Annotated in this window: 23 protein-coding genes and 1 pseudogene; 6 read left to right on the plus strand and 18 right to left on the minus strand. The window is 62.5% G+C overall.

The window, feature by feature from the left end; genetic code table 11:
* Positions 1-42: 42 nt before the first annotated feature.
* The 7 genes from LJ656_RS25195 to LJ656_RS25225 all read right to left on the minus strand — a co-directional run bounded on the left by LJ656_RS25195 (position 43) and on the right by LJ656_RS25225 (position 6,333).
* Positions 43-942 (minus strand): ABC transporter permease, encoded by a 900-nt coding sequence (locus tag LJ656_RS25195; protein ID WP_230512242.1) that lies wholly within the window; start codon positions 940-942, stop codon positions 43-45.
* Positions 943-967: 25 nt separating this feature from the next.
* The gene (locus tag LJ656_RS25200; RefSeq protein ID WP_230512243.1) at positions 968-1,888 is read right to left on the minus strand and encodes an ABC transporter permease; all 921 of its coding nucleotides are present in this window, start codon (positions 1,886-1,888) and stop codon (positions 968-970) included.
* 13 nt (positions 1,889-1,901) lie between these two features.
* Positions 1,902-2,996: an ABC transporter substrate-binding protein gene (locus LJ656_RS25205; protein WP_230512244.1), complete on the minus strand. Its 1,095-nt coding sequence runs from the start codon at positions 2,994-2,996 to the stop codon at positions 1,902-1,904.
* A 316-nt stretch (positions 2,997-3,312) separates the two neighbouring features.
* Positions 3,313-4,080, minus strand: a complete 768-nt coding sequence (locus LJ656_RS25210; protein WP_230512245.1) for an ABC transporter ATP-binding protein — start codon at positions 4,078-4,080, stop codon at positions 3,313-3,315.
* A gap of 33 nt (positions 4,081-4,113) precedes the next feature.
* Positions 4,114-4,827 carry an ABC transporter permease gene (locus LJ656_RS25215; RefSeq protein ID WP_230512246.1) on the minus strand — a complete coding sequence of 238 codons (714 nt, stop codon included), beginning with the start codon at positions 4,825-4,827 and terminating at the stop codon, positions 4,114-4,116.
* The gene (locus LJ656_RS25220) at positions 4,824-5,513 is read right to left on the minus strand and encodes an ABC transporter permease (RefSeq protein ID WP_230512247.1); all 690 of its coding nucleotides are present in this window, start codon (positions 5,511-5,513) and stop codon (positions 4,824-4,826) included. Before LJ656_RS25220 ends, LJ656_RS25215 begins: the two co-directional genes overlap by 4 nt.
* A 61-nt stretch (positions 5,514-5,574) precedes the next feature.
* On the minus strand, positions 5,575-6,333 hold the full coding sequence (locus tag LJ656_RS25225; RefSeq protein ID WP_230512248.1) for an ABC transporter substrate-binding protein: 759 nt from the start codon (positions 6,331-6,333) through the stop codon (positions 5,575-5,577).
* A 569-nt stretch (positions 6,334-6,902) separates the two neighbouring features.
* Between LJ656_RS25225 and LJ656_RS25230 the strand changes: the two genes are divergently transcribed.
* Entirely contained in the window at positions 6,903-8,102 is a 1,200-nt protein-coding gene (locus LJ656_RS25230; RefSeq protein ID WP_230512249.1) for a benzoate/H(+) symporter BenE family transporter, read from the plus strand.
* Positions 8,103-8,132: 30 nt separating this feature from the next.
* On the opposite strand, the gene LJ656_RS25235 is transcribed toward LJ656_RS25230, so the two are convergent.
* Genes LJ656_RS25235 through LJ656_RS25250 form a run of 4 tightly spaced genes read right to left on the minus strand, consistent with a single transcriptional unit; the run spans position 8,133 to position 11,900 of the window.
* Positions 8,133-9,284 carry an ABC transporter permease gene (locus tag LJ656_RS25235; protein WP_230512250.1) on the minus strand — a complete coding sequence of 384 codons (1,152 nt, stop codon included), beginning with the start codon at positions 9,282-9,284 and terminating at the stop codon, positions 8,133-8,135.
* Positions 9,281-10,270 (minus strand): ABC transporter ATP-binding protein, encoded by a 990-nt coding sequence (locus LJ656_RS25240; protein WP_230512251.1) that lies wholly within the window; start codon positions 10,268-10,270, stop codon positions 9,281-9,283. The genes LJ656_RS25235 and LJ656_RS25240 overlap by 4 nt, the downstream gene beginning before the upstream one ends.
* Positions 10,267-11,232 carry an HlyD family secretion protein gene (locus tag LJ656_RS25245; RefSeq protein WP_230512252.1) on the minus strand — a complete coding sequence of 322 codons (966 nt, stop codon included), beginning with the start codon at positions 11,230-11,232 and terminating at the stop codon, positions 10,267-10,269. Before LJ656_RS25245 ends, LJ656_RS25240 begins: the two co-directional genes overlap by 4 nt.
* Positions 11,229-11,900 (minus strand): TetR/AcrR family transcriptional regulator, encoded by a 672-nt coding sequence (locus LJ656_RS25250; RefSeq protein WP_230512289.1) that lies wholly within the window; start codon positions 11,898-11,900, stop codon positions 11,229-11,231. The genes LJ656_RS25245 and LJ656_RS25250 overlap by 4 nt, the downstream gene beginning before the upstream one ends.
* A 463-nt stretch (positions 11,901-12,363) precedes the next feature.
* Between LJ656_RS25250 and LJ656_RS25255 the strand changes: the two genes are divergently transcribed.
* Complete coding sequence (locus LJ656_RS25255) at positions 12,364-12,750, plus strand: DUF2778 domain-containing protein (RefSeq protein WP_329958899.1); 387 nt, start codon at positions 12,364-12,366, stop codon at positions 12,748-12,750.
* Entirely contained in the window at positions 12,747-13,046 is a 300-nt protein-coding gene (locus LJ656_RS25260) for a hypothetical protein (RefSeq protein ID WP_230512253.1), read from the plus strand. Before LJ656_RS25255 ends, LJ656_RS25260 begins: the two co-directional genes overlap by 4 nt.
* An 88-nt stretch (positions 13,047-13,134) precedes the next feature.
* Here the strand turns inward: LJ656_RS25260 and LJ656_RS25265 are convergent, their stop codons facing one another.
* The 6 genes and pseudogenes from LJ656_RS25265 to kce all read right to left on the minus strand — a co-directional run bounded on the left by LJ656_RS25265 (position 13,135) and on the right by kce (position 19,859).
* On the minus strand, positions 13,135-13,440 hold the full coding sequence (locus LJ656_RS25265; RefSeq protein WP_230512254.1) for a protealysin inhibitor emfourin: 306 nt from the start codon (positions 13,438-13,440) through the stop codon (positions 13,135-13,137).
* Between the two features lie 104 nt (positions 13,441-13,544).
* A complete protein-coding gene (locus LJ656_RS25270; protein WP_230512290.1) occupies positions 13,545-14,624 on the minus strand; it encodes a M4 family metallopeptidase in 1,080 nt (359 codons plus the stop codon).
* A 115-nt stretch (positions 14,625-14,739) separates the two neighbouring features.
* Complete coding sequence (locus LJ656_RS25275) at positions 14,740-16,362, minus strand: hypothetical protein (protein ID WP_230512255.1); 1,623 nt, start codon at positions 16,360-16,362, stop codon at positions 14,740-14,742.
* 352 nt (positions 16,363-16,714) lie between these two features.
* Positions 16,715-17,505: pseudogene (locus tag LJ656_RS25280) on the minus strand (SDR family oxidoreductase).
* An 8-nt stretch (positions 17,506-17,513) separates the two neighbouring features.
* The gene (locus LJ656_RS25285; RefSeq protein WP_230512256.1) at positions 17,514-18,860 is read right to left on the minus strand and encodes an MFS transporter; all 1,347 of its coding nucleotides are present in this window, start codon (positions 18,858-18,860) and stop codon (positions 17,514-17,516) included.
* A gap of 66 nt (positions 18,861-18,926) precedes the next feature.
* Positions 18,927-19,859 (minus strand): 3,5-dioxohexanoate:acetyl-CoA acetone transferase, encoded by a 933-nt coding sequence (kce, locus tag LJ656_RS25290; protein ID WP_268998777.1) that lies wholly within the window; start codon positions 19,857-19,859, stop codon positions 18,927-18,929.
* Positions 19,860-20,056: 197 nt separating this feature from the next.
* Here kce and LJ656_RS25295 point away from each other — a divergent pair, with 197 nt between their 5' ends.
* On the plus strand, positions 20,057-21,082 hold the full coding sequence (locus LJ656_RS25295; protein WP_230512257.1) for an AraC family transcriptional regulator: 1,026 nt from the start codon (positions 20,057-20,059) through the stop codon (positions 21,080-21,082).
* A 335-nt stretch (positions 21,083-21,417) separates the two neighbouring features.
* Positions 21,418-21,882 (plus strand): hypothetical protein, encoded by a 465-nt coding sequence (locus LJ656_RS25305; protein ID WP_230512258.1) that lies wholly within the window; start codon positions 21,418-21,420, stop codon positions 21,880-21,882.
* Positions 21,883-21,915: 33 nt separating this feature from the next.
* Here the strand turns inward: LJ656_RS25305 and LJ656_RS25310 are convergent, their stop codons facing one another.
* Entirely contained in the window at positions 21,916-22,623 is a 708-nt protein-coding gene (locus LJ656_RS25310; protein WP_230512259.1) for a FadR/GntR family transcriptional regulator, read from the minus strand.
* A gap of 290 nt (positions 22,624-22,913) precedes the next feature.
* Here LJ656_RS25310 and LJ656_RS25315 point away from each other — a divergent pair, with 290 nt between their 5' ends.
* Positions 22,914-23,936 carry a zinc-binding alcohol dehydrogenase family protein gene (locus LJ656_RS25315; protein ID WP_230512260.1) on the plus strand — a complete coding sequence of 341 codons (1,023 nt, stop codon included), beginning with the start codon at positions 22,914-22,916 and terminating at the stop codon, positions 23,934-23,936.
* Positions 23,937-23,944: the final 8 nt, after the last annotated feature.

The raw sequence follows: 23,944 nt of genomic DNA on the forward strand, positions 1-23,944 counted from the left end.
GGTGTGCTTCCTGTCGATGGCTGGCGGTACGAATGAAGGATTTCAGGTGAGCGCGCGTTCGCGCGGCGCGCCGCTGCGCCGCGCGATCACGCGCCGCTCGACCGCGCGGGCCAGCGCATTGAGCGCCCAGCCCGTCAGTCCGACGACGATGATGCCGAACAGCACGAGGTCCATCCTGAACTGCTCGCTGCCGTCGATCAGCGTGTTGCCGATGCCGCTGCCGGCCACCAGCAGGTACTCGGCGCCGAGCGTCGCGAGCCACGAATAGATCAGCCCGAGATAGAGGCCGGTGAAAATCGTCGGCAATGCGGCGGGCAGGATCACGTAGCGGATCAGCTGAACGCGCGAATAGCGCAACGCGCGCGCGACCTCGATATAGCGGCGCGGCACCGCGTGGATGCCGTCGCCGGTGTGCGCGGCGACCGGCAGCAGCGCGGCCAGCGACAGGAACACCACTTTCGCGACATCGCCGAGGCCGAACCACACGGAGATCAGCGGGATCCATGCGAACAGCGAGATCTGTTTGAAGGTGTCGAACGACGGCCCGATCAGCCGGGTCGCGAGCGGCGAGAGGCCGAGCGCGCAGCCGAGCAGCAGTCCGCCCGCGGCGCCGATGATGAAGCCGCTCGCTTCGCGCGCGAGCGAAGCCGACAGCGCGCGCAGCAACGCGCCGCTGGTGAGTTGCTGCCACGCGGTATGGGCGACGTCGGCGGGGCTCACCAGCAGGCCGCTCTTGACCAGATGCAGCGCCGCCACGAGCCACCACAGCGCGAACAGCGCAAGCGGCAGCACGAGGCCGCGCCAGTTGAGCGCGCGCACGCGTTGCGCCAACGCCGAGGTTCGCGCCGGTGTGACGGGGGCTTCGCAGGAGCAGCGCGGCGGCTCGCCGCGACGCGTCTGAAACAGGCGGCGCGGCGTCGAGGTCGATGAGAGCAGGGGCATCGCGGATTCCTCTTCTTGTGAGCGCCTACGCGCGAAACGCCGAAGGTTGCCCGCGCCGCAGGCGCGCTTCGAGCGCATCGAGCAGACGGTTGATCGCAAAGCCGATCGCACCGACGATCACGACGGCCGCCATCACCAGATCGAGCTGAAACAGCTGGCGTCCGTAGACGATCAGATAGCCGAGCCCTTCCGACGACGCGACCAGTTCGACCACCACCAGCGCGAGCCACGACTTGGTGAACGCGAGCCGCACGCCGGTCGCGAGCGTCGGCACCGCGGCCGGCAGCACCACGTACGCGATGCGTTGCCAGCGGCTATAGCCGAAGCCGCGCGCGACTTCATCGAGCGCGGCGGGCGTCTGACGAAAGCCTTGCATCGTGCCGAGCGTGACCGGCACCAGCGCCGCGTGAGCGATCAGCAGGTACTTCAGCGGTTCGCCGACGCCGACCAGCAGCAACAGGAACGGCAGCCAGCCGAGCACCGGGATCTGCACGAGCGCGTTGAAACCGGGCAGCACGTACGCTTCGAAACTTCGCGACAGACCGAGCGCCGCGCCGATCAGCACACCGGCCAGCGTGCCGGCCGCAAAACCGAGCAGCACCCGCTGCAGGCTGATCAGCGTGTGGTGCGCGAGGTCGCCGCTGCGCGCGAGTTCGTACAACGTGTCGAACACCAGCCGCGGCGGCGGCAGGATTTGCTGCGCGATCCAGCCGCGTTCGCAGCCGATGCTCCACAGCGCAAACAGCGCGGCCGGCAGCAGCCACGGCGCGAGATGCCAGCCGACGGTGCGGGCGCGGCGGCGTAGCTGCGCGGTGCGAGGCGGGGGCGTGTCGGCCGGGTTCGCGCCATGCGCCGCGGCCGGCGCGCCGCGCAGAGTGGCCGTGCTTGTGCCACGCGCGGCGGCGTGCGCCGCGCCGGGCGACCATTCGCCAATCGCCTTGCTCATCGTCGATCTCCGGTTAGCCGAGCGGTTTGCCCTGCGGGTCGTAGCGGGTCCAGTAATGTTCGAGCGACTGACTGTGCAACGCGTTGTCGAGATAGCGCGGCTCGAACCAGCCGTCGACCTGCACGGGTTGCCGGATCAGCTTGAGTCTGAGCGCGTCGTCGGCCACCGCCTTGTAGCGCGCGACGATGAACGGATCGATCAGCGGCGAGTTGCGCGACTTCAGCGGCTGGTTCGCGAACTCCGCTTGCCATGACGCGTAGCCGACGCCGCTGTTTGCCCACAGCTTGAACAGCGCATCGCGGTTCGCTTCATCGGACGACCATTGCGCGCCCTTGACGAAAGCATTGACGACCCGTTGCACGATGTCCGGATGCGCGCGATCGAAATCGTCGAGCACCAGCAGATGCGATTGGCGCGTGAACTGCGGGCCGGCCGTCTGCGATTCGAACACGATCTTCGCGAGCCCCTGATCGCGCAGCTTGTACACGTGATAGTCGTTGACCGATGCGTCGATTCCTTTGGACGAGAGCGCCGCCAGCGAGCTTGCCGCATCGAGATTGATCACGCGCAGATCGCGCTCGTCGAGCTGATTGGCCGCGAGCACGTTGTCGGCGACCAGTTGCAGATTGGTGCCGCGGAAAATTGACACCCGTTTGCCTTTCAGATCTTTCACGCTCTGAATCGGCGAGTCGGGCGGCACCGCGAATTTGACGCCGACACGCACGCCCGATTCGAGCAGGATGCGGGTCTTCAGGCCGTTGGCCCGACCGAGTACCGAAGGCAGATCGCCCTGAAACGCGAAGTCGAGCGACTTGTCGGCGATCGCTTCATTGACCGCGGGGCCGGCGCCCTTGAAAAACAGCCATTCGACCTTGATGCCGTCGGCGGCGAATTCCTTTTCGACCAGTTGTTGCTGTTGCACGGTCGCGGCCGGGGAGCCGCCGAACGTGGGCGGATCGCCTGCGCCTTGCTGCGCGACGCCGATGCGGATCACCGCGGGTTTGTCGGCATGCGCGTGGAGCACCGTGAACGCCAGCGTGGTGGCGAGCAACGCGGATTTCAGCGCGCGCAACGAGCGAAAAAAGTTTCCGGCAGATCGATTGGCCATGGATCGGGACGCGGCAGCGCGGCGTGGTGGACGAATGGCCATTCTTGTCGACGGTTTTCGTCAGGACAAGAAAGCATTGCAGCTATGGATATGCGTGGGGGTGCTTTCGGGCGCGCGCAAATCGACCGTTGCGGCGGCCCGGTTCGACGCGGTGGACGGATCGAGGCGGCAGCGGGGCTGCTCGACGCTCGATTGTATGGATCTTCGTTGCCGCGGACGGTGTGAAGGGAGTGCTTCGGTGCTGCTCTCTATAGTGAGTGTGCGCAGCGGCGGCGCCTCGCTTGCCGCGCGGCCGCCACGCGCTGGCGTGCGCCAACTACTTCAACCGGCCCGCCAGAAACTGCTGCAAGCGCTCGCTGCGCGGATTGGTCAGCACGTCACGCGGATGCCCCTGTTCCTCGATCTTCCCCTTGTGCAGAAACACCACGTGATTCGACACGTTGCGCGCGAAACCCATCTCGTGCGTGACGACGATCATCGTGCGGCCTTCCTCGGCGAGCGCCTGCATCACGCGCAGTACTTCGCCGACGAGTTCCGGATCGAGCGCGGAGGTCGGTTCGTCGAACAGCATCACTTCGGGCTCCATTGCCAGCGCGCGGGCAATCGCGACGCGCTGCTGCTGGCCGCCCGACAGATGCGACGGGTACTTCTGCTCGGTATTGGCCGGCAAGCCGACCTTGGTCAGATACTTGCGCGCGCGTTCCTCGGCTTGCGCGCGGCTCAGGCCCAATACGCTGATCGGCGCCTCGACGATGTTCTCGAGCACCGTCATATGCGCCCATAGATTGAAATGCTGGAATACCATCGCGAGCCGGGTGCGCATCGTCTGCAATTGCTTCGGATTGCTGACGCGCAGCGAGCCGTTGCGATCGACGCTCGTATTGATCGCCTCGCCGTTCAGCGTGATGCGTCCGGAGCACGGCGATTCGAGAAAATTGATGCACCGCAGGAAGGTGCTTTTGCCGGAACCGCTCGAGCCGATCAGGCTGATCACGTCGCCCGCCTTCGCGTTGAGCGAGACGCCTTTCAGTACTTCGTTATCGCCGAAATTCTTGTGCAGGTCGTCGACCGTCAGCTTGTACATGCTCGTATGCTCCATCGTCGCGCGAGTGCGCGTTTAATGCCCTTGAGGTTTCAGATAAGCCAGCAAACGCAGTTCCATTTTGCGGAAGCCCCAGATCAGCGCGAATACGATTGCCGCATACAGCACGGCCGCGACCGTGTAAGCCTGGAACGTCGCGTAGGTCGCGGAGTTCACGTCGCGCGCGATCTTCAGAATGTCGGGGACGGTCGCGGTGAATGCGAGCGTGGTCGCGTGCAGCATCAGGATCACTTCATTGCTGTACGACGGCAGCGAGCGGCGCAGCGCCGACGGCAGGATGATGCGCATGTACAGCTTGTACTTCGACATCCCATACGCCTGCGCCGCCTCGATTTCGCCGTGCGAGGTCTCGCGAATCGCGCCGGCGAAGATTTCGGTGGCGTACGCGCATTCGTTCAACGCGAACGCGAGCAGTGTGCAATTCATCGCGTTGCGAAAGAAGCTGTCGAGCAACTCGTGCGAATGCACGAAATGCAGACTGTAGAGCCCGGTGTAGATCAGCAGCAATTGCACGTATAGCGGCGTGCCGCGAAAGATATAGGTGTACAGCCAGACCGGCCCGGAAATATATCGATTGCGCGACGCGCGCGCGATCGCGAGCGGCACCGCCATCACGAAGCCGAAGCCGATCGACGCGACCAGCAGCCACAGCGTGATCGCGAGCCCGGTGGTATTGAAGCCGTCCGTGAACAGGTAGTTCTGCCAGTATTGGCGAATCAGATCGATCACAGCACGGCCCTCCGCACGCCCGTCGAATAGCGCTTCTCGAGGCGATTCAGAATCAGATTCGAAATGGTGGTGATGGCCAGATAGATCGCGCCGGTCATCAGCGTGAAGAAGAAAAACGACTGAGTGCTTTTGCCGGCGTCCTGCGAGGCCTTGACCACGTCCGCAAGTCCGATGATCGACACCAGCGCGGTCGCCTTCACCAGCACCTGCCAGTTATTGCCGATGCCGGGCAGCGCGAACCGCATCATCTGCGGAAACAGGATGCGGGTGAATACGCGCCGCGCGCTCATTCCGTATGCGAAGCCCGCTTCGATCTGGCCGCGCGGCACCGCGAGGAACGCGCCGCGGAAAGTCTCGGTGAAGTACGCGCCGTAAATGAAGCCGAGCGTGATCACGCCGGCGAGAAACGGATCGATGTCGATCTGCTCGACGTTGAATACGTCGGTCAGATCGTTGAGCCAGATCTGGATGCTGTAGAACAGCAGCAGCATCAGCACGAGATCGGGCACCGCGCGGATCAGAGTCGTGTACGCGGTGCCGATGCGCGAGAGCACGCGATTGCTCGACAGCTTCGCCGCCGCGCCGAGCAGACCCAGCGCGAACGACGCCGCGAGCGACAGCACCGCGAGCTTGATGGTGACCCACGTGCCGGCGAGAAGGATCGGGCCGAAACCTTGGAAGAGCATGGGAGTGTCCGTCGGGTGTGCTGGTAAAAGGAGCGAGCCGCGCGCGAGCGCGGCCGTGGGTTTATCCGCCGTACACGTCGAACGAGAAATACTTCGACTCGATCTTCTTATAGGTGCCGTCCTGGATCATGTCGGCGATCGCCTTGTCGATCTTGCCCTTCAGTTCGACGTCGTCCTTGCGCATGCCGATCGCCGCGCCGCTGCTCGGGATTTCCGGGCCGGCGAAGCCGAAGCCCTTGCCGCGCGGCGTTTTCAGAAAGCCGAGGTCGGCCTGCACCGCGTCCTGCAACGCGGCGTCGAGGCGGCCGGACTGCAGATCGGCGTAGACCTGATCCTGATTCTGATAGGGCACCACGTTCACGCCCTTCGACGCCCAGTTCTCCTTCGCATAGCTCTCCTGGGTCGTGCCCTGTTCGACGCCGATCGTCTTGCCCTTCAGCGATTCGGCCGTCGGCTGCAGCGGCGAGCCGCTCTTCGCGATCAGGCGCGTCGGCGTTTTGAAGAGCCGCGACGAGAACATGATCTGCGCTTCACGCTGCGGAGTGACCGTCATCGCCGACAGCACGCCGTCGAATTTTCTTGCCTTCAGGCCCGGGATCATCCCGTCGAAGTCCTGCTCGACCCACACGCACTTCGCGTTCAGGCGGCGGCAGATTTCATTGCCGAGATCGACGTCGAAGCCGACCAGCTTGCCGTCGGCCGCCTTCGATTCGAACGGCGCATAGCTCGCATCGACACCGAAACGGATCGTCGACCACTCTTTGGCGCATGCGCCGCTGGCGGCAAGCGCGACGGCGACGGACAGGACGAGTTTCTTCATACAGTCTCCGGGATGAGTCTTCTGACGTGGATGCCGGGCAACGGTGGCCTGCGCGGCCATCCGATGTTGTCTAGACAATTTAGCGCCCATAAGCTGATGCTAACAATCGGGGTTAGTGCTGATGGGCTATCTGAAAGGAACGGTCCGTTTCGCAAAAGGCCTGTATTTGCGGGGGTTTATACGAAATTGTAAGGTGGGGCGAAGGCGCAGTTGTTCCGCTGGGGCGACGATGGATTTCTGTATGCTAGCTTGTCCATACAACTTAGATACGACACAGATCAAAAAAAGAAGGAGTTCAGACCCGCCGCGACCGCAGCGATTCGACCGAAATACCTTTTGAGTATCGACGCGATACTAAATAGGTGTTGGACCATGCGAACGGCGTACCACTATTCTTCAGGGTCCGGCGACTGTCCCCGAGAAGCCGTACCGATCAGAACCATACAAGCAGCAATGAGACATGCTGAAATCGATTCCGTGACCGCTTTCCCGCGTTCGCGCTTCGCTCCTCTTCGCCATTCCTCGCGCCGCGCGGCAGGCAGCGCGCACCGCCTCGACCCACATCGACAATGAATCCCTCCAATACTCAGGCGCCGGCGCCGCGCGCACTTGCCGCCGACTGGTCCGTTTCCGCGATTGTCGCGGGCTTTCTGGCCGTGCTGATTTCGTACGCCGGCCCGCTCGTGATCTTCTTTCAGGCGGCGCAAGCCGCGCATATGCCCAACGAAATGGTCGCGTCGTGGGTATGGGGGATTTCGATCGGCGCGGCGGTGTCCGGCATCTATGCGAGCTGGAAGCTGAAAGTGCCGGTCGTGACCGCGTGGTCCGCGCCGGGCACCGCGCTGCTGGTCACGCTGTTTCCGGCGTTGACGCTGAACCAGGCGGTCGGCGCATACCTCACCGCGGCGGTGATCATTCTGTTGATCGGCGTGTCCGGCTATTTCGACCGGATGGTGCGCAGTATTCCGAAAGGCATCGCGTGCGGGATGATGGCCGGCATTTTGCTGCAGTTCGGCACGCATGCATTCGGCGCCGCCGCATCGATGCCGGCGCTCGCGTTCGGGATGATCGCCGCGTATATCGTGTTCAAACGCTGCCTGCCGCGCTACTGCATCGTGCTGGTGCTGCTGACCGGCACGCTGCTCGCGATCGTGCTCGGCGATGCGCATCTGACCGCATTGCCGCTGCACGTCACGCGGCCGATATTCATCCAGCCCGAGTGGACGGTGAGTTCGACGCTGAGTCTGGCGTTGCCGCTCGTCGTCGTCAGTCTGACCGGACAGTTTCTGCCGGGGATGGCGATTCTGCGCGTGTCCGGTTATCAGACGCCGGCGCGGCCGATCATTACCGCGACCAGCGTCGCGTCGATCGGCGTCGCGTTTTTCGGCGGCATCACGATCGTGATCGCCGCGATCACCGCGGCGCTGTGCACCGGCAAGGACGCGCACGACGATCCGGACAAGCGCTATATCGCCGGGATTGCGAACGGGGTGTTCTATCTGATCGGCGGTACTTTCGCCGGCGCGATCGTCGCGTTGTTCACGATGCTGCCGAAAGAGTTCGTCGCGATTCTCGCGGGCCTCGCGCTGATCGGCGCGATCACCGCCAACGTGATGGGCGCGATCCAGGACGAGGACCATCGCGAGGCATCGGTCATTACGTTTCTTGCGACCGCGTCGGGGATGACCTTCCTCGGCCTCGGCTCCGCGTTCTGGGGGATCGTGATCGGCTCGTTCGCGTATCTCGTGTTGAACAAGGTGCGGCGTTAAGCGGTGCGTGCAACGGCGCGGGCTCGATTCTCAATCGAGCGTGCGCCGGTAGAACTTCACCGCGATGCCCATCACGACGCACAGAAAGATCAGCAGCGGCCACACGTGCGGCCACATATCGGCCCAGCCGACACCCTTGAGCAGAATGCCGCGCACCAGCCGGTTGAAATAGGTGAGCGGCAGCAGATTGCCGATCACCTGCGCCCACTTCGGCATGCCGGCGAACGGAAACATGAAGCCCGACAGCAGGATGTTGGGCAGGAAATAAAACATCGTCAGCTGCATCGCCTGCAACTGGTTCTGCGCGAGCGAGGACAGCGTGATGCCGATCGTCAGATTAGCCGCGACGAACAGCAGCGCCGACAGATACAGCGCGATCAGGCTGCCTTCGAACGGCACGTCGAACACGAAGCGCGCGGCCGCCAGAATGATGCTCACCTGAATCAGCCCGATCGCCACGTACGGGACGATCTTGCCAGTCATGACTTCGAGCGGCAGTACCGGCGTCGCGAGCAGGTTTTCCATCGTGCCGCGCTCGCGTTCGCGGGTGATCGCAAGGCCGGTCATCATCACCATCGTCATCGTCAGGATGACGCCCATCAGGCCCGGCACCACGTTGTACTGGGTCACGCTTTCGGGGTTGTAGAGGCGGTGCAATTGCACGTCGAACGCGGTGGGGCCGACCGCGAGCGCCGCGAGCGGACCGGTCAAATCCTTGCGCAATACCGATTGCGTGATCGACGGCAGCGCGCCGAGCGCGGTGCCGACCGCGGTCGGATCGGTCGCGTCGGCCTCCATCAGCAGCGACGGACGCGCGCCTTTGGCGAGGTCGCGCGTGAAACCGACGGGGATGTTCAGCACGAACAGCACCTTGCCTTGCGCGAGCGCGCGACGGCCCGATTCTTCGTCGGGCAATGTTGCGACGATGTCGAAGTAGTCGGAGTTGCGCATCGCGACCACGAAACTGCGAGTGAACTCGCTATGATCGGCGGCGATGATCGCGGTCGGCAGATGCTTCGGGTCGGTGTTGATCGCGAAGCCGAACAGCGCCATCTGCATGATCGGCAGTCCGATCATCATCGCGAACGTGATGCGGTCGCGCTTCAGTTGCAGGAACTCCTTGCACACGATGCTCCACCAGCGTGTCAGCGAAAAGCGCGGCAGGCGGCGGCCGGTGCTCACGCTGCGTGCTCCGCGGCAGGCGGCGCGTAATTGTCGGTCGAGCGGTTCATCATGAAGATGAACACGTCTTCGAGGCCCGTTTCCTGAGGTTCAATGCGTAGCGCGGGATTGGTGTGCGCGAGCTGTTCGATCGTCGCGTGCAGCTCGGGCGTGTCCGGACCGCTCACGTGCAGCGACGAACCGAACGCGACGGTCTGTTCGACGCCGGGCGAGCGCCGCAGCCGGTCGCCGAGTTCGACCAGATTCTCGCCATACACGGCCCACGTGACGAGTCCTTGCGAAGCGATCACCTGGTTTGAGGTGCCTTGCGCGAGCAGCTTGCCGTACGCGATATACGCGAGCTTGTGGCAACGCTCCGCTTCGTCCATGTAGTGCGTGCTGACCAGCACCGAGATGCCGCGCGCGGCGAGCCGGTGCAGCTCTTCCCAGAAGTCGCGTCGCGCGCTTGGGTCGACCCCGGCGGTCGGTTCGTCGAGCAGCAGCAGTTCCGGCTCGTGCAGCATGCACGCGGCCAGCGCGAGACGCTGTTTCCAACCGCCCGATAATGCACCCGCCAGTTGTTTCGCACGGCTTGCGAGTCCGAGCTGTTCGAGCGCGCGATCCACGGCATCGCGGCGATTGTTCATCTCGTAGATGCGCGCGACGAAGTCGAGATTCTCGCGAATCGTCAGGTCCTCCCAATAGGAGAAGCGTTGCGTCATATAGCCGGTGCGCCGCTTGATCTGCGCGCTGTCCTGCACGATGTCGTAGCCGAGACAGGTGCCGCTGCCGGAGTCCGGCGTGAGCAGCCCGCACATCATGCGGATGCAGGTGGTCTTGCCGCTGCCGTTCGGACCGAGAAAGCCGAAGATTTCGCCGCGTTGCACGCGCAGCGATACGTCGTTGACGACGTGCTTGCTGCCGAAATGTTTGTTCAGCCCGTGTACGTCGATCGCGTAGGCGGGGGCGGCCTCGGCTGTGTTGTCGGCGGTGGCGGATGGGCTCATTGCAGTGTCACCGTGACGGGTTGGCCGGGGCGCAGCTTCGGCGCGTCGGCGGTTTGCGGTTTCGCTTCGACCATGAACACGAGCTTCGAGCGGCTTTCGTTGCTGAAGATCACCGGCGGCGTGTACTCCGCCTCGTTCGAAATGAAGCTGAGCACGGCCGGCACGTCGGCCGCGCAGCCGTCGCAACGGATCGTCACGCGGCGGCCCGGCGCGAGCGAACCGACCACCGCTTCGGGCACGAAGAAGCGCACCTTGACGTTTTCCGGCGGCAGCAGCCGGATCACCGGACTGCCGGCCGGCACCCATTCGCCGCTGCGATACATCGTGTCGAACACGAGGCCGCCGTGCGGCGCGCGCACGCTTTTCTGGTCGAGTTTCCATTGGGCCTGGCCGAGCTGGGCCAGCGCCGCGTCGACCTGGGCGCGTTGCGCGCGGATCTGTTCGCTGCGGCCCGGCAGATGCGCGACCACAACCTGGCTTTGCAGCTCGCGCACCCGCGCGGCGCTCGACAACGCGTTCGCGCGCGACTCGTCGAGCTGGCTTTGCGCGATGCCGCCGACCCGCAACTGTTGTTCGTCGCGCCGGTACTGGGTGGCGGCGCGGGCCGCGTCTGCCTCGGCCTGGACCAGCTGCGCACGGGTCACGTCGACTTCGGGCGGACGTTTGCCGGTCGTCAGATCGGCCAGTTGCGCGCGCGCCGCCTGCAATTGCTGGTTCGCCTGGGCGACGGCCTCGGTCTCGTTGCGCGCTTCGAGCGCGAACAGCGGGGTGTCGTTCGCGACCGTCTGGCCGCGCGATACCGACAGTTCCGTCAGTTGTCCTGCCTGCGACGACGCGAGGTACAGGAACTCGCCTTCCACGTAGCCTTGCCAGCTATTGGTCGGTTCGCGCGAGCAACCCGCGCAGACGATGCAAAGCGCGAGCACGGCCGCGAGTGGGGAGCGGAGCGCGATGCGCTTCATCGCGCGGGCCTTTTAGCGCGGCGAGATGCGGCCGGCGGCGTCGGCGCCGGGCCGCCGCTGATTCCATGCGTGAGCAGCGCGACCACATGACGTTCGAGTGTCGCGCGTTCGAACGACGCGTGCGGATCGAGTCGTTGCCAGATTTTCGCGGTGGCCTGCGGCAGCATCACCAGACCGAGTACCGAATTGAACAGCAGCAGCGGTTCGAGCTGCGCGTTCAGTTGGCCCGACGCGCAGCCGCGCGCGATGTTCTGCGCGAAGCCGGCGAGCTTGTGCGCGGGCAGATGCGCGAGCGCGCGCTCGCGCAGCAGGCCGCCTTCGTTGATCACTTCGCGCAGCCATAGCGAAGGCAACCAAGGCATCCGCGTGGTGACGTCGAACAGGCGGGCGACGATTCCCTGAGTGAGCGCGAGCGGATCGTCGTGCGCGGGATCGGCCGGCTGCCAGACCGAATCGAACGCGACCAGCAGCTTTTCTTCGAACAGCGCGTCGAGCAGTTTTTCGCGGGTCTGGAACCAGTAGTGGACCATTGCCGACGTCACGCCGCTGGCGGCCGCGATCTGCGCAACCGTCGTGTTGGCGATGCCGCGCTCGGCGAACAGCCCCACCGCGACATCGAGCAGATGTTCGCGCGCGTCGAAGTCCTGCGCATGCGGACGGCGACCCATGCGGGAGCGGGCAGGCAGAGCCATGTTCCGGTCAACTAATTGATGAGTTAGTTAGTTTCTCGTTATTGAGACTAGGAGGTTTTCTGGCGGGTTGCAGGAGGGGAAACCCTGGCGGGGGGCGAGTTGGTTAGGGCGGTTCGGGTATTTGGATCTGCTTTTCACGATGAGCGCATCTCGATAGCAGGTCTCTTTTTGAGATTCGGTTCGTGTGCGCAATGCGTTGGCCAATAGACGAGATAGTTTGATGATTCGTAAATGGTAGGGTGGTCCGCGCTGTTATAAGGTCCATTCGTCGGATACTCACGCCGGGTCATTGCGCCGTGGTAGTCGAGACGATGTCTGAAGAACTTGAACCACTGGGAGAGACTATGCCGCTACGCTGCACATTTACATTGAACAACAGAGCGACATCCACATTGAATTGCCCGAGTTTCGGTTTGCTTACAGCCTATTCGGGGCAAAAGTGGGGCCGCGACAACCCGGACGCGACAGCCGTGGCGGATGTCGGCCGATACCAAAGGGCGTCTACTATATCGTAGACCGGCAATCGGGCGGGAGGCCCGGTTGGTTGCGTGATCTGTGGGGCGAATACGGATTCGGCTCAACCGATCACACGAAATGGTTTGCGCTATGGAATCCGAGAACGTGCGACACCACGATGATTGACGGCATCAGGCGTGGGAATTTCCGCCTTCATCCCGAGGGGCAAATGCGTATTAGTGAAGGCTGCATTACCGTTGTTAATCAGGCTCAGTTTGAACGACTACGCAAATTCATCCGCTCGAAGAAGCCTGAATTGCCGGTCCCGTGCAGCCCGTTGCTAGCTTACGGTACGGTAGAAGTGCGATGAAACGAATCATTCAACGTGGTGCATGTGGACTAGCGTTCGTTGTCGCGTCGCTAGTTGGGGGCTGGTGGCTTGGCGAGATTTTGTCGTCGTTTTCATTTGCCATGCCCTATTGGCTGGATGTCGCGATTCGGGCGGCTATGCACATGGCAGGCGAACCTGACCCGCTCGATCCGGAGGACATCGAGACGATTGGTCTTGTTCTGCTATTCGTCACTTATTGCATCGTTGTCGCGGTTGTTCTGGCAAGTGCTCTTCGTCTGGTAAGAGGTTATCTGGGCAAGCGCCTCGCGCGTTGATGTCACAAGTAGCGATTTCTTCCTGAGGACCGGCTGATCGCGCGCGACTCAATACCTGCTCCTCATTAACTAGTCCGCAGCGCCGCGTTCAACGGCTTCCGTGCGCTTTGATGAACGACATTAACGCCGCAAAGGAAGGGGGAACGGACGGGTCGGCGCAACTGAACTCCGTCGTTGCGTCTCCAGCGGTAAGGCGGATGCGATAGGCCCGCCCGTCCGGCACGGCTTTGCGCGCCGCCGCCGTCGTGCCGGCAGGCGCCCCGCGCGCGGCCGATACGAGCTGCGCAAGCTCTTCGCGCTCCGGGGCCGAAAGCGTGTTTTCATCGAGCACGATCGGCCGCGCGAGGCCGGGAAAGAAGCCAACGCCTCCGTCGATGAACAATTCCGCTTGCATCGGCAACTCCTTTTGAGCGGCGCCATTGGCCATACAGCCTGCCAATATCAGACAGAGGCAGACGGGCCCGACCGGCAGGCGGCCCCGCCTGCTCGTCGGTCGACTCACAGTACACCAACCGTCTTCCACGCTGTGCCGACTGCTTTTGCTTCGGCGCTGCCTGAGCCATATAGCCGATTGGCGTTGGACACAGTGAGTGTAGCGAAGCTCTTAAAGTTGGTGTTTGGCTTCAGATGCGAGTCGTTGAGAGTTTCATACCACACGCGTCCGGCCTTGTCCCACGCATGCCCGCCGATATCGAGCGCAGCCAGGCAGAACGCACGGTTCGGAATACCCGAGTTGATGTGGACGCCGTGGTTGTCCTGCGCGGTGTTCACATACTGACTCATCTCGGCCGGCTGCGGGTCTTTGCCGAGCACCGGATCGTCGTAAGCGGTTCCAGGCTCCTTCATCGAGCGCAGCGCGACGCCTTTGACGCCGCTCGCGAGCAGTCCCGCTCCGATCAGCCAGTCGGCCTTATCCGCTGTCTGCTTCAGCGTGTACTGTTTGATCAGCGAGCCGAACACATCCGACACGGATTCGTTGAGCGCTCCGGGCTGACCGGAGTAGAGCAGGCCTGCCGCATGCTCGGTGACCCCGTGCGTCAATTCATGGCCGATCACCTCGAGTGCGATCGTGAAACGGTTGAACAACGTGCCGTCGCCATCGCCGAATACCATCTGCTGTGAATTCCAGAACGCATTGTCGTACTGTTGCCCGTAGTGCACAGAGCCAATCAGCGGCATGCCCGCATCGTCGATCGAATTGCGGTGGAAGATCTCCAGATAGAACTCGAATGTCGAACCGAGGCCGTCGTACGCTTCGTCTACGCTTATATCGCTCGACTTCGGATTGCCTTCTGATCTCACCAACGTACCGGGCAGCGTCTCGGTCTGATTCGCCGTGTAAATGGTTCGGTGCGCGGACGGCACGGCTGGAACCGGCGCCACGGCGCTCCCGCGTTTCGGTGCGAGCAGCACCGACTGAACCGACCTGATCTGGCGGAACGAGTGATCGGTCGCCAACGTGTCGATGGCGACCGAGCGCTGCGCAGGCGTGCCGTTCTTTGCTATTTCCTTGAGCATGTGCGGCGGCAGAATGCAATAGATCGAAGGAGCTCGCCGATGTCCGACGTGATTGCACATGATTTCCCCCATGAAAGCACCAGGCGACGGGAATGACGGCTGGTGAGAACAACAGGTCCGGCGCAAGCTCGACGCGATACCGTGGCGCGAAGAACATCCGTCACGTAACGCGTGCTCAGGTCTGCGCGGGCAACGGGGTCTCGCCGGCCGAGGCCGGACGCTCGCGCTTCGGCTCGGGCGGCGGCTCGGGCAGCTCGCGGTTCGATGGGAACAAGGCGTGCACGAGCCGGTCGATGAACTGGAAGAATCGATCGGACGCATAACCTGCGACGAACGCGACTGCCAGCGGCGATATGCTCTTGCCCTCCTGGAGCAGATCGCTGAAAAGCCCGATCGAAATGCCTACGATCACCGCTGTTGTCACGTGCGCACGATTGGCGACCTTCGAATATTCGGGGTGAAAAAGACACGCGGCGGTGTCGTCGCGTAGCTTGCGAAGGATCGCGGCCGTCGCGCCCAACCATGCGTAAAGAATCGGCAGGACGAAGCCGGTTGTCATCCCGACGAACGTGAGGATATTGTCACGGGCGTAGTTCGCCGTTGCGCGAATCTGCTGATAGAGGGCGATTTTCTGGAAGCCCTGATTCACCGTGTCTTTCGGAATCTGGTGGATTTTCTGATCCGACGCCGTGCCGATATCGAAGAGCGGCAGATCTATTTCCAGTGCATGGCGCAGGGAGTTGCTCGAGCATTCCCAATCCGCGCCTAGTGGCTGTGTTGGCCAGACTAGGCGGAATCCGTAAGTCATGCCGTTGGAGAACGCGAAGTTCGGCTCTGGCACGCTCGTGATTTCCACCAACTTGCAGTTTTGCGTATACCGGCTGCTCACGATGCCCCAGTATTCGCCCCACGGCTTACCGAACAACGCATACAGGTGTTGGCCAACCTCATTCGGCAACCAGAAAAATAGCCTGCTTATCGTTCTCGTGCGCTCGATGTCCGAATACAGCTGGCGATTGTTGGCCGCGAACTTTTGCAGTGTTTCCTTGATCACCACCGCTTCGGGCGAGTTCTGCACCTGTTCGAGCACTTCCTCGGAGCGACGCTGATTCACCTCGTCGTTCGCCTTCGACAAAGCGGAGGAGTAGGCCTGCAACTCGTTGTGCATTGTCAGCGCCATCGGATCGCTCTCCTTGATGCGCTGCTCAACGTCTTCGGATATCTGCTTGATGGCAAAGAGCAGGCACGACAACACCAGCACCAGAAGTGTGAGGAGCGCAGCCAGGATCGAGTACTTTCGAATAGCCTTGCGCGCACCCTTGCGTGCTTCCGCACCGACCGTATCGCCGGAAACCGGCGCGATCGATTCGGTCATGCGGGTCATCGCATCGTAGAACGGCACCTCGACCGCGGGCGACCAGTCGAATTCCTTTTGCGCATTGCGTGCCGCGGCGAGCGCGCTGAGATCGGAAGTTGCGAGTGCTTTGCCGGTGATCCCCGCATGCGACACAACCTCTGCGCAACATCTCAGGTCCGCCGCGACTTTCGCATTCGGATAAGGCGCGTGCGCGACGATGTGCGCCATCGCGGTGTAGAACGCGGCTTCCGTTTCCGGATCGACGGCGCCTGCATGCAGTTGCGCACGTGCCAGTTTGACCGCGCGGATCCTCAGTTCGGGAATAGCCACGCCTGCCCGCGCGGCCTGCGAAATGCACATTTCGCAATACCCGATGTCCTGTCTGAGTTTGTCCTGCAGCGATTCGTCGCCAATTCCATTTGCTGAAGACGCAACACTCATAGAAAACTCCACGAGGATTCGTGACTCGAACCTCCCTGAGCGCCCTTCGAGATAATACGGCTTGTGTTGGGATTAACGCCGCGCTGAAAATGGCGGATTTCTACTCGTCGTCGTTATTATGGAATCCGGGTTTTATCAGCGGGTCAATGATGATTCACTCGGAAGAGTAGTTCGATTTTTCGAACTGTCCACCGAGTAATCGGCAAAGGTGTGAAATATAACCGCTTATGCGCTGTCTTGTCGCTTTCTCGCTAGGCTTTGTCGGCACAGTGCGCGCGGGATACGAAGAAGCGTTGAAATCGTGCCGGCGGCCGGATGCTATTTCGCCGGCGGCCAATTTGCCTACGACGCGTTACAGATATTCGACGTTACCATCCACGCTGATCGCCTGCCCCGATACATTGCGCCCGGCCGGCGAGGCGAGAAACAGCGCCATCGCCGCGACATCGTCGACAGTAACCATGCGGCGCAGCGAGATCTTCTCGAGGTACTCGCTCTTCATCTGCTCGAAACTGATCCCGAGCGTGTCGGCGCGCGCGGAAATCACGCGATCCATCCGCTCGCCTTCGACAACCCCCGGCAAAATCGCATTGACGCGGATATTGCTCGGCCCGAGTTCGACCGCGAGCGACTTGACCATGCCGACGATCGCCCACTTGCTCGCCGCATACGGCGTGCGAAACGCGTAGCCCAGGCGTCCCGCAACCGACGCCATCGAGATGATGCACGGCTGCGTCGAGGTCTCTTTCAGCAGCGGCACCGCGCGATGCAGGAAGTAGTACTGGCTGTTCAGGTTGGTCGCAATCGTGCGTTCCCACTGCTGCGGATCGATTTCGTCGACGCCGCCGGTCGGCCCGGCAATGCCCGCGTTGTTGATCAGGACATCGAGTCCGCCGAGCTTGTTGCGCGCGTCGTCGATCACGCGGTCGACCTGCTCGCGATCCGACACGTCGGCAACGCCGACATGCAACCGTGGATTCGCGCTTTTCGCTTTGTCGATAGCGGCCGGATCGACGTCGCACACATACACATTCGCGTCGACGTCGAGAAATGCTTGCGCGATCGCCGCGCCGATGCCGGCCGCGGCGCCTGAGATCAGCACGCGCAAACCGGGGTGGGTTTCAGAAGTTCGATGGTTTTCATATCGGTGTTCAGGAAGCTTGTGACGGGTAAATGGCGTCGCTCGTTGCGTCAGCGCCGACGTTCTGCGCTTGAATCGCTTTGGCGAGAAGGGGCACCAGCAGCAGGCCGAGAATCGATGCGCCGATCACCACCGAGAAACCCGCCGAGCTCTTGCCCGTCGCGCTCTCGGCGAGACCGAACAGATAAGGGCCGACGAAGCCGCCGATCAGCCCGATCGTATTGATGAACGCGAGCCCGGCAGCAGCCTGAATGCCGTGCAGCCACTTCATCGAGATCGCCCAGTACAGCGGCAACACGCCGCCCGCGAAGAACGCGGTCGCGACGAACAGCAGCAACTGTGCCGGCAGCCAGTTCGACCATGTGAACAGCATTGCGCTGACCACGAGGCCGGCGGTCAGCACGCCGAGATAGCGGCAATCGTTGGTCAGGTGTCGATGAATCCGCGGCACCACCAGCACGCCGAGCAGAAAGCCGATGCCGACGCTGGTCGACAGCAGCCCGATCATCAGCGGCGAATCGACGTGCATCTGCTGGATCATCGCGGGCGTGAAGAACACGAGTCCGACCAGCGCGACCTGGTTGAGGAAATAAATCAGGCCGATCAGCACGGTTGCGGGGCGCTTCAACGCGGCGACCCAGTCCGGCGAGAAGAGTCCCTTATGCGCGGCTTCGGGCACCGCGCGCGCTTCGAGCAGTTGCGCTTCTTCTCGCGAGAGCCAGCGCGCGTCGGACGGCTTTTCCGGCAACTTGAACCACAAAACCGCGCCGACCACGATGGTTGGCAATCCTTCGAGCAGGAACAGCCACTGCCAACCGTGCAAACCGCCGATGCCGTCCATCTGCATCAGCAGGCCGCCGATCGGATTGCCGATGATCAAGGCCAGCGCGGGCGCGGTATAGATCCAGCCGATCACCAGCGAACGGTCCTTCGGCGCGAACCACAGCGTGACCATATACATCAGCGCCGGAAACAGGCCCGCTTCGGCGATGCCGAGCAGTACGCGAATCGTGTAGAACGACGCTTCGCCCTGCACGAACATCATCGCCGCCGACAGCGCGCCCCACGTAAGCGCGATACGCGCGATCCAGCGCCGCGGCCCGACGCGGTGCGCAATCAGGTTGCTCGGCACTTCGAGAAGCGCGTAGCCGATAAAGAAAATGCCCGCGCCGAGCCCGTAAGCCGCCGCGCTGATGCCGAGGTCGGTCGCGAGCCGCGCCTTCGCGAGCGACACGTTGGTGCGATCGAGATACGACATGAAATAGATTGCGCACATCAGCGGGATGATCCGCCACATTGCCTTGTGCGTCGCGAGGCGATGCAGCAGATTGCTGTCGCCGGTCAGCTGGTTTGCCATGTTGTCTCCACCAAAGTTTGCGCGTTTTTTGTTGTCGAATCGCGCTTGCGTGACGTTGTGTTGCGCCTAGAAGTTGACCTTGGCCGCCCCTTTCAGGCCGAGCATTTGCCGCGCTTCGGCCGGCGTCGCGATCTCGAACGAAAGCTCTTCGAGAATGCGGCGGATCTTGCGCACCTGCTGCGCATTGGTTTCGGCTTTCACGCCTTTCGCGAGATACACGCTGTCTTCGAGACCGACGCGCACGTTGCCGCCCATGATCGCGCCCATCGTCACGAACGCCATTTGATGACGGCCGGCGCCGAGAATCGAGAAGTGATAGTTCTCGCGGCCGAACAGGCGGTCGGCGGTCGCGCGCATCACGGACATGTTCTCGGGCTCCGCGCCGAGTCCGCCGAGAATGCCGAATACCGACTGAATGAAGAACGGCGGCTTGATCAATCCTGCGTCGACGAAATGCGCGAGATTGTAAAGGTGGCCGACGTCGTAGCATTCGAATTCGAAACGCGTGCCGTATTCGCCGAGTTCCAGCAGGATGTGTTTGATGTCGCGGAAGGTATTGCGAAAGATCGTGTCTTCCATTCCTTCCAGATAGTCCTTCTCCCAGTCGTAGCGCCACGACGAAATGCGCTGCGCGATCGGATGGATCGAGAAGTTCATCGAGCCCATATTGAGCGAACACATTTCCGGCTTCGCAATGCGCGGATACGCGAGGCGCTCGGCGAGCGTCATCCGGGTGCTGCCGCCGGTCGTGATGTTGATCACCGCGTCGGTGGCGGCGACGATCTGCGGGACGAATTGCCGGAACACTCCCGGCGACGGCGTGGGCCGGCCGTCGGCCGGGTCGCGCGCGTGCAGATGCAGGATCGCGGCGCCGGCTTCGGCCGCTTCGATCGATTGCGCGGCGATCTGCGCGGGCGTGAGCGGCAGATGTTCGGACATCGACGGCGTGTGCGTCGCGCCGGTGACGGCGCACGAAATGATGACTTTACGGTTGAGCAAGCTTGTCTCCTGTCAATCGAAGCGAGTACCGAGGTACTCGTTCCGGGCTCGTGCAAGTTGATGGCGAGGTGATTGGCGATGACGGTTTGGCCAACGGACTCGTCTGTTGTGCTAGCGATACTAGTCAGATACGATTGCGCCGGAAAGGTCATTTCCGGACAGCGCGATGTTGTTGCGGGACATTCTGGGAGGAGGCGGTGTCGTCGAAATTGCCGTTGCAGAACGAGCGCATTTACGCGCCGTACAAGATCGCCGCGCTGGTCGAAGTGCTCGGCGAGCAAGGCATCGCGCCGGAGGACATCCTGAAGGGCAGCGGTGTGGAGGTCGACAGTATTTACGATGCATCCGCGCTGACGTCGGTCCGGCAGTACGCGGCTGTGTGTCGTAATGCGATTTCGCTGTCGTGCAGTCCGGCAACGCCGTTTATCGTCGGCTCGCGGCTGCATCTGTCCGCGTATGGGATGTACGGTTATGCGCTGATGTCGTGCCTGTCGCTGCGCGACTATTTCCGGCTCGGCGTCAAATACCACCGGCTCGCCACGCCGACGCTGACGATCGAATGGACCGAATATGCGGACGAAGGGATCTGGACGTTTCCCGATGCGTTCACGTCGAGTACTTCGAAAGAATTGAATGAGTTTCTGATCGAACAGCAATTCACGCAGCACGTCACTCATCTTCAGGACGTCGCCGGCAGAAGCTGTCCGCCGACCAAGGCGTGTTTTTCGTATCCGGCGCCCGAGCATGCGGAGCTTTATCCGCAATACCTCGGTTGCCCGTGCTATTTCGAGCAGCCGCAGTGCGAGCTGCACTACGACAGCGGCATACTCGAACAGCGGCCGCAACTCGCGCACCGGCTCACTGCGACGCTGTTGCAGGAGACGTGCGACCGGCTGATCGGTCAGGCGAAGACATCGGTCGGCGTGTCAGGCGAGGTGTATCAGCTGATGATGCGCACGCCGGGCGAGTTTCCCGATATGGAGTCCGCCGCGGCGATGCTGAAGATGACGAGCCGCACGCTGCGGCGGCGGCTCGAAGCGGAGGGCACGTCGTTCGTCGCGATCGTCGACGACGTGCGCTGTTCGCTCGCAACCGAGTACCTGAAGACGACCCGCATGAGTACCGACGACATCGCGATGCTGCTCGGCTTTAGCGATGGCGCGAATTTCCGGCGCGCGTTGAAGCGGTGGACCGGGAAGGGGCCGAACGAGTTGCGGGGGTGACGAAGCGTTTGACGCGCAAAGTCCCTTCGGTGGCGCGCAAGTCCGAATTCGATTCGGTGAATTTGGGACCTGGCTGAAAGACAGAGCGATCCCTGCCGGTTATGGTCGATGCCCTGACCATAACCGGAGGATGACAGATGTCTTTGCACGGAAAGTTCATAGTCAACAACGAGCCATTAGCGCCGCTGACGTTTGATTACACCTGGGTCAATCATGTAAAGCGCGGCCAGTTCCGCGCGACTTCATCAAACTCCGGCATTCACTTCTGCATACCAGCACTATTCCAATTCGTTGTACGGGAATGAACGCATACGGAACGATAGAGGTGATAGCGCATGGCAACACGTGCCCGTAAGCAATTCAAGGCATTCCTGTTTCTCGGCCTGTTTTATCTTGCCGGACGGTATGTGCATGCCTACCCGTTGGAGATGCCTGAAATATTGTGGGAGCTTGCGCTCCGGCTCGACTCTGACCCAGAGGAGTTGTATGCATTGGTTTTCGCTACGCTCGATCTGGTTATTTCGCTTCTTGTCTGGTCCTATCTAACGCGTCGATTGCGGTTGCGTGACCCGGACGACTGGTATTTCATCGTTGTATTGATCTTCCAGACCCTCGTCGGGGTGTTCGTCTGGTCGGTGGTGGCGAGTTGGCTCGGCCTCGACCATGCCAATAACCTGCATTTCGGTATTTTTCTGGCTATTTACACCTTCATCGCCGTTTCCGCAATCCGGCGCTTTGCATCACGCAAGCCGAGCGGCGCGACTATTCCGGTCTCCGGCGGCGACCGTCAAATCCCCTAACAACCGGCTCGAAATACCGCTCGATACGAATCCCTAAGCAGTCCGCTGACTACCGGCAATCACCCGTTCCAGCGACAGCTTCAGATGACGCAGCATCGCCGCCTGCGCCTGAATCGGATCGTGCGCTTCGAGCGCTTCCAGAATCACGCGATGCTCGTCGGGCACCGCCCCCCACGTCGTTTCGTTCTCGAAGTGGCCGCGCAGCTTTTCCGACAGCGGGCTATGGCGCGCATCGAATAACGAGCTGACGGTTCTCACCAGTACTTCGTTGCCCGACATCTGCGCGATCGCGAGATGGAACGCGCGGTCGGCCGAAACCGGAATTCTGCCGGCCGCCACTTCGCGCTCCATCTCCTGAAAGATCGCGCGCAGCGTTTTCAGGTCCTTCGGTTTGCACAGCGGCGCGACGTTCGCAACGATCGCGCCTTCGATCACGCAGCGCGCGCCCATGATGTCGAGCAGGCTGTCGCCGAGTTCGGCTCGCGCCGTCGCGCCGTTTTGCGCGGGCGGCGTCGCGCACAGATAGACGCCGGAACCCATGCGGATTTCGACCAGCCCTTCCAGTTCGAGCGCGACCAAGGCCTCGCGCACCGACGGCCGCGATACGCCGAGCGTTTCCGCGAGCGCGCGCTCGGGCGGTAGGCGGCCGTGCGGCGCGAACTCCGGCTGCGCGATCAGCTCGCGCAGTTTGTCGGCGATCTGAAGGTAAAGACGACGAGTGTCGGCAGGTTTGACGGTCACGAAATGTTTCCTGGCGCAGGGGCTTGAGCAAGCCCGTTGAGCGGGCCAATTCGACCGGCCGTCAACAGGCGGCCAACAGGCCGATCAGACGGCCTCATCACACGAGCCCGATTGACGAGCTTAGTCAGACGAGCCCGAAGGCGAGCGCCGATTGTAGATCGAAGCGCCCGCCGCGCAAACCGGCGCCGTGCGCGCGTCTCGGGGTTTCCCCGGGTTCGGATAAATTGGCTTGACCAGTATCGCATGCAACGTTATTTTTGCAAACTGGTAAGGCCAATACGATCATCCCGATGAAGACAGTCATTTGCGAACAGCCAGGCCAGCTTGCGCTGACCGAACAACCGGTGCCGCAAGCCGGCCCCGACGACGTTCTGATACGGATCCGCCGGGTCGGCATCTGCGGCACCGACTTTCATATCTTCACCGGCAAGCAGCCGTATCTGTCGTACCCGCGCGTGATGGGTCACGAACTGGCCGGCATCGTCGAAGCGGCGCCGGCCGGCGCGCGCGTCGAACGCGGCGATCAGGTGTACGTGATGCCATATCTGTCGTGCGGGCACTGCGTCGCGTGCCGCGCGGGCAAGGGCAATTGCTGCGTGAACATCCGCGTGCTCGGCGTGCATGCCGACGGCGGCATGACCGAGTACCTCGCGGTGCCGCAGGCCTTCGTGTTCAAAGCCGACGGCGTCACGCTCGACGAAGCCGCGATGCTCGAATTTCTCGCGATCGGCGCCCATGCGGTTGCGCGCGCGGACGTGCAGGCGGGGCAGCGTGTGCTGGTGGTCGGCGCCGGGCCGATCGGGATGGCGGTGACGATCTTCGCGAAGCTGCGGGGCGCCGAGGTCAGCGTGCTCGATGGCCGCGCGGACCGTCTGGCGGTGTGCGCGGACGCGTTGCGCGCCGATCACACGGTGCAGCTCGACACCAGCGAGGCCGCGACCGATGTCGCCGCGCTCGCCGCGCTGACCGACAACGAATTCTTCGACGCGGTGTTCGACGCGACCGGCAACATCAAGGCGATGGAGCGTGGCTTGCAGTTCGTCGCGCACGGCGGCAAGTATGTGCTGGTGTCGATCGTCAGCGAGCGGATTTCGTTTGCCGATCCCGAGTTTCACAAGCGCGAGACGACGCTGCTCGCGAGCCGCAACGCGACCGTCGCCGACTTCGAAACGGTGCTCGCCGCGATGCGCGCGAAGCAGATTCCGACCGCCGCGCTCAATACGCATGTCGTCGAACTCGCCGATCTGCCGGACCAATTCCCGCGCCTGTTGAAACCGGAGGCCGGCGTGATCAAGGCGCTGGTCGCGTGTTGAGCCCAAGG

It is taken from the genome of Paraburkholderia sejongensis (assembly GCF_020880815.1).
Lineage (GTDB): Bacteria > Pseudomonadota > Gammaproteobacteria > Burkholderiales > Burkholderiaceae > Paraburkholderia > Paraburkholderia sejongensis.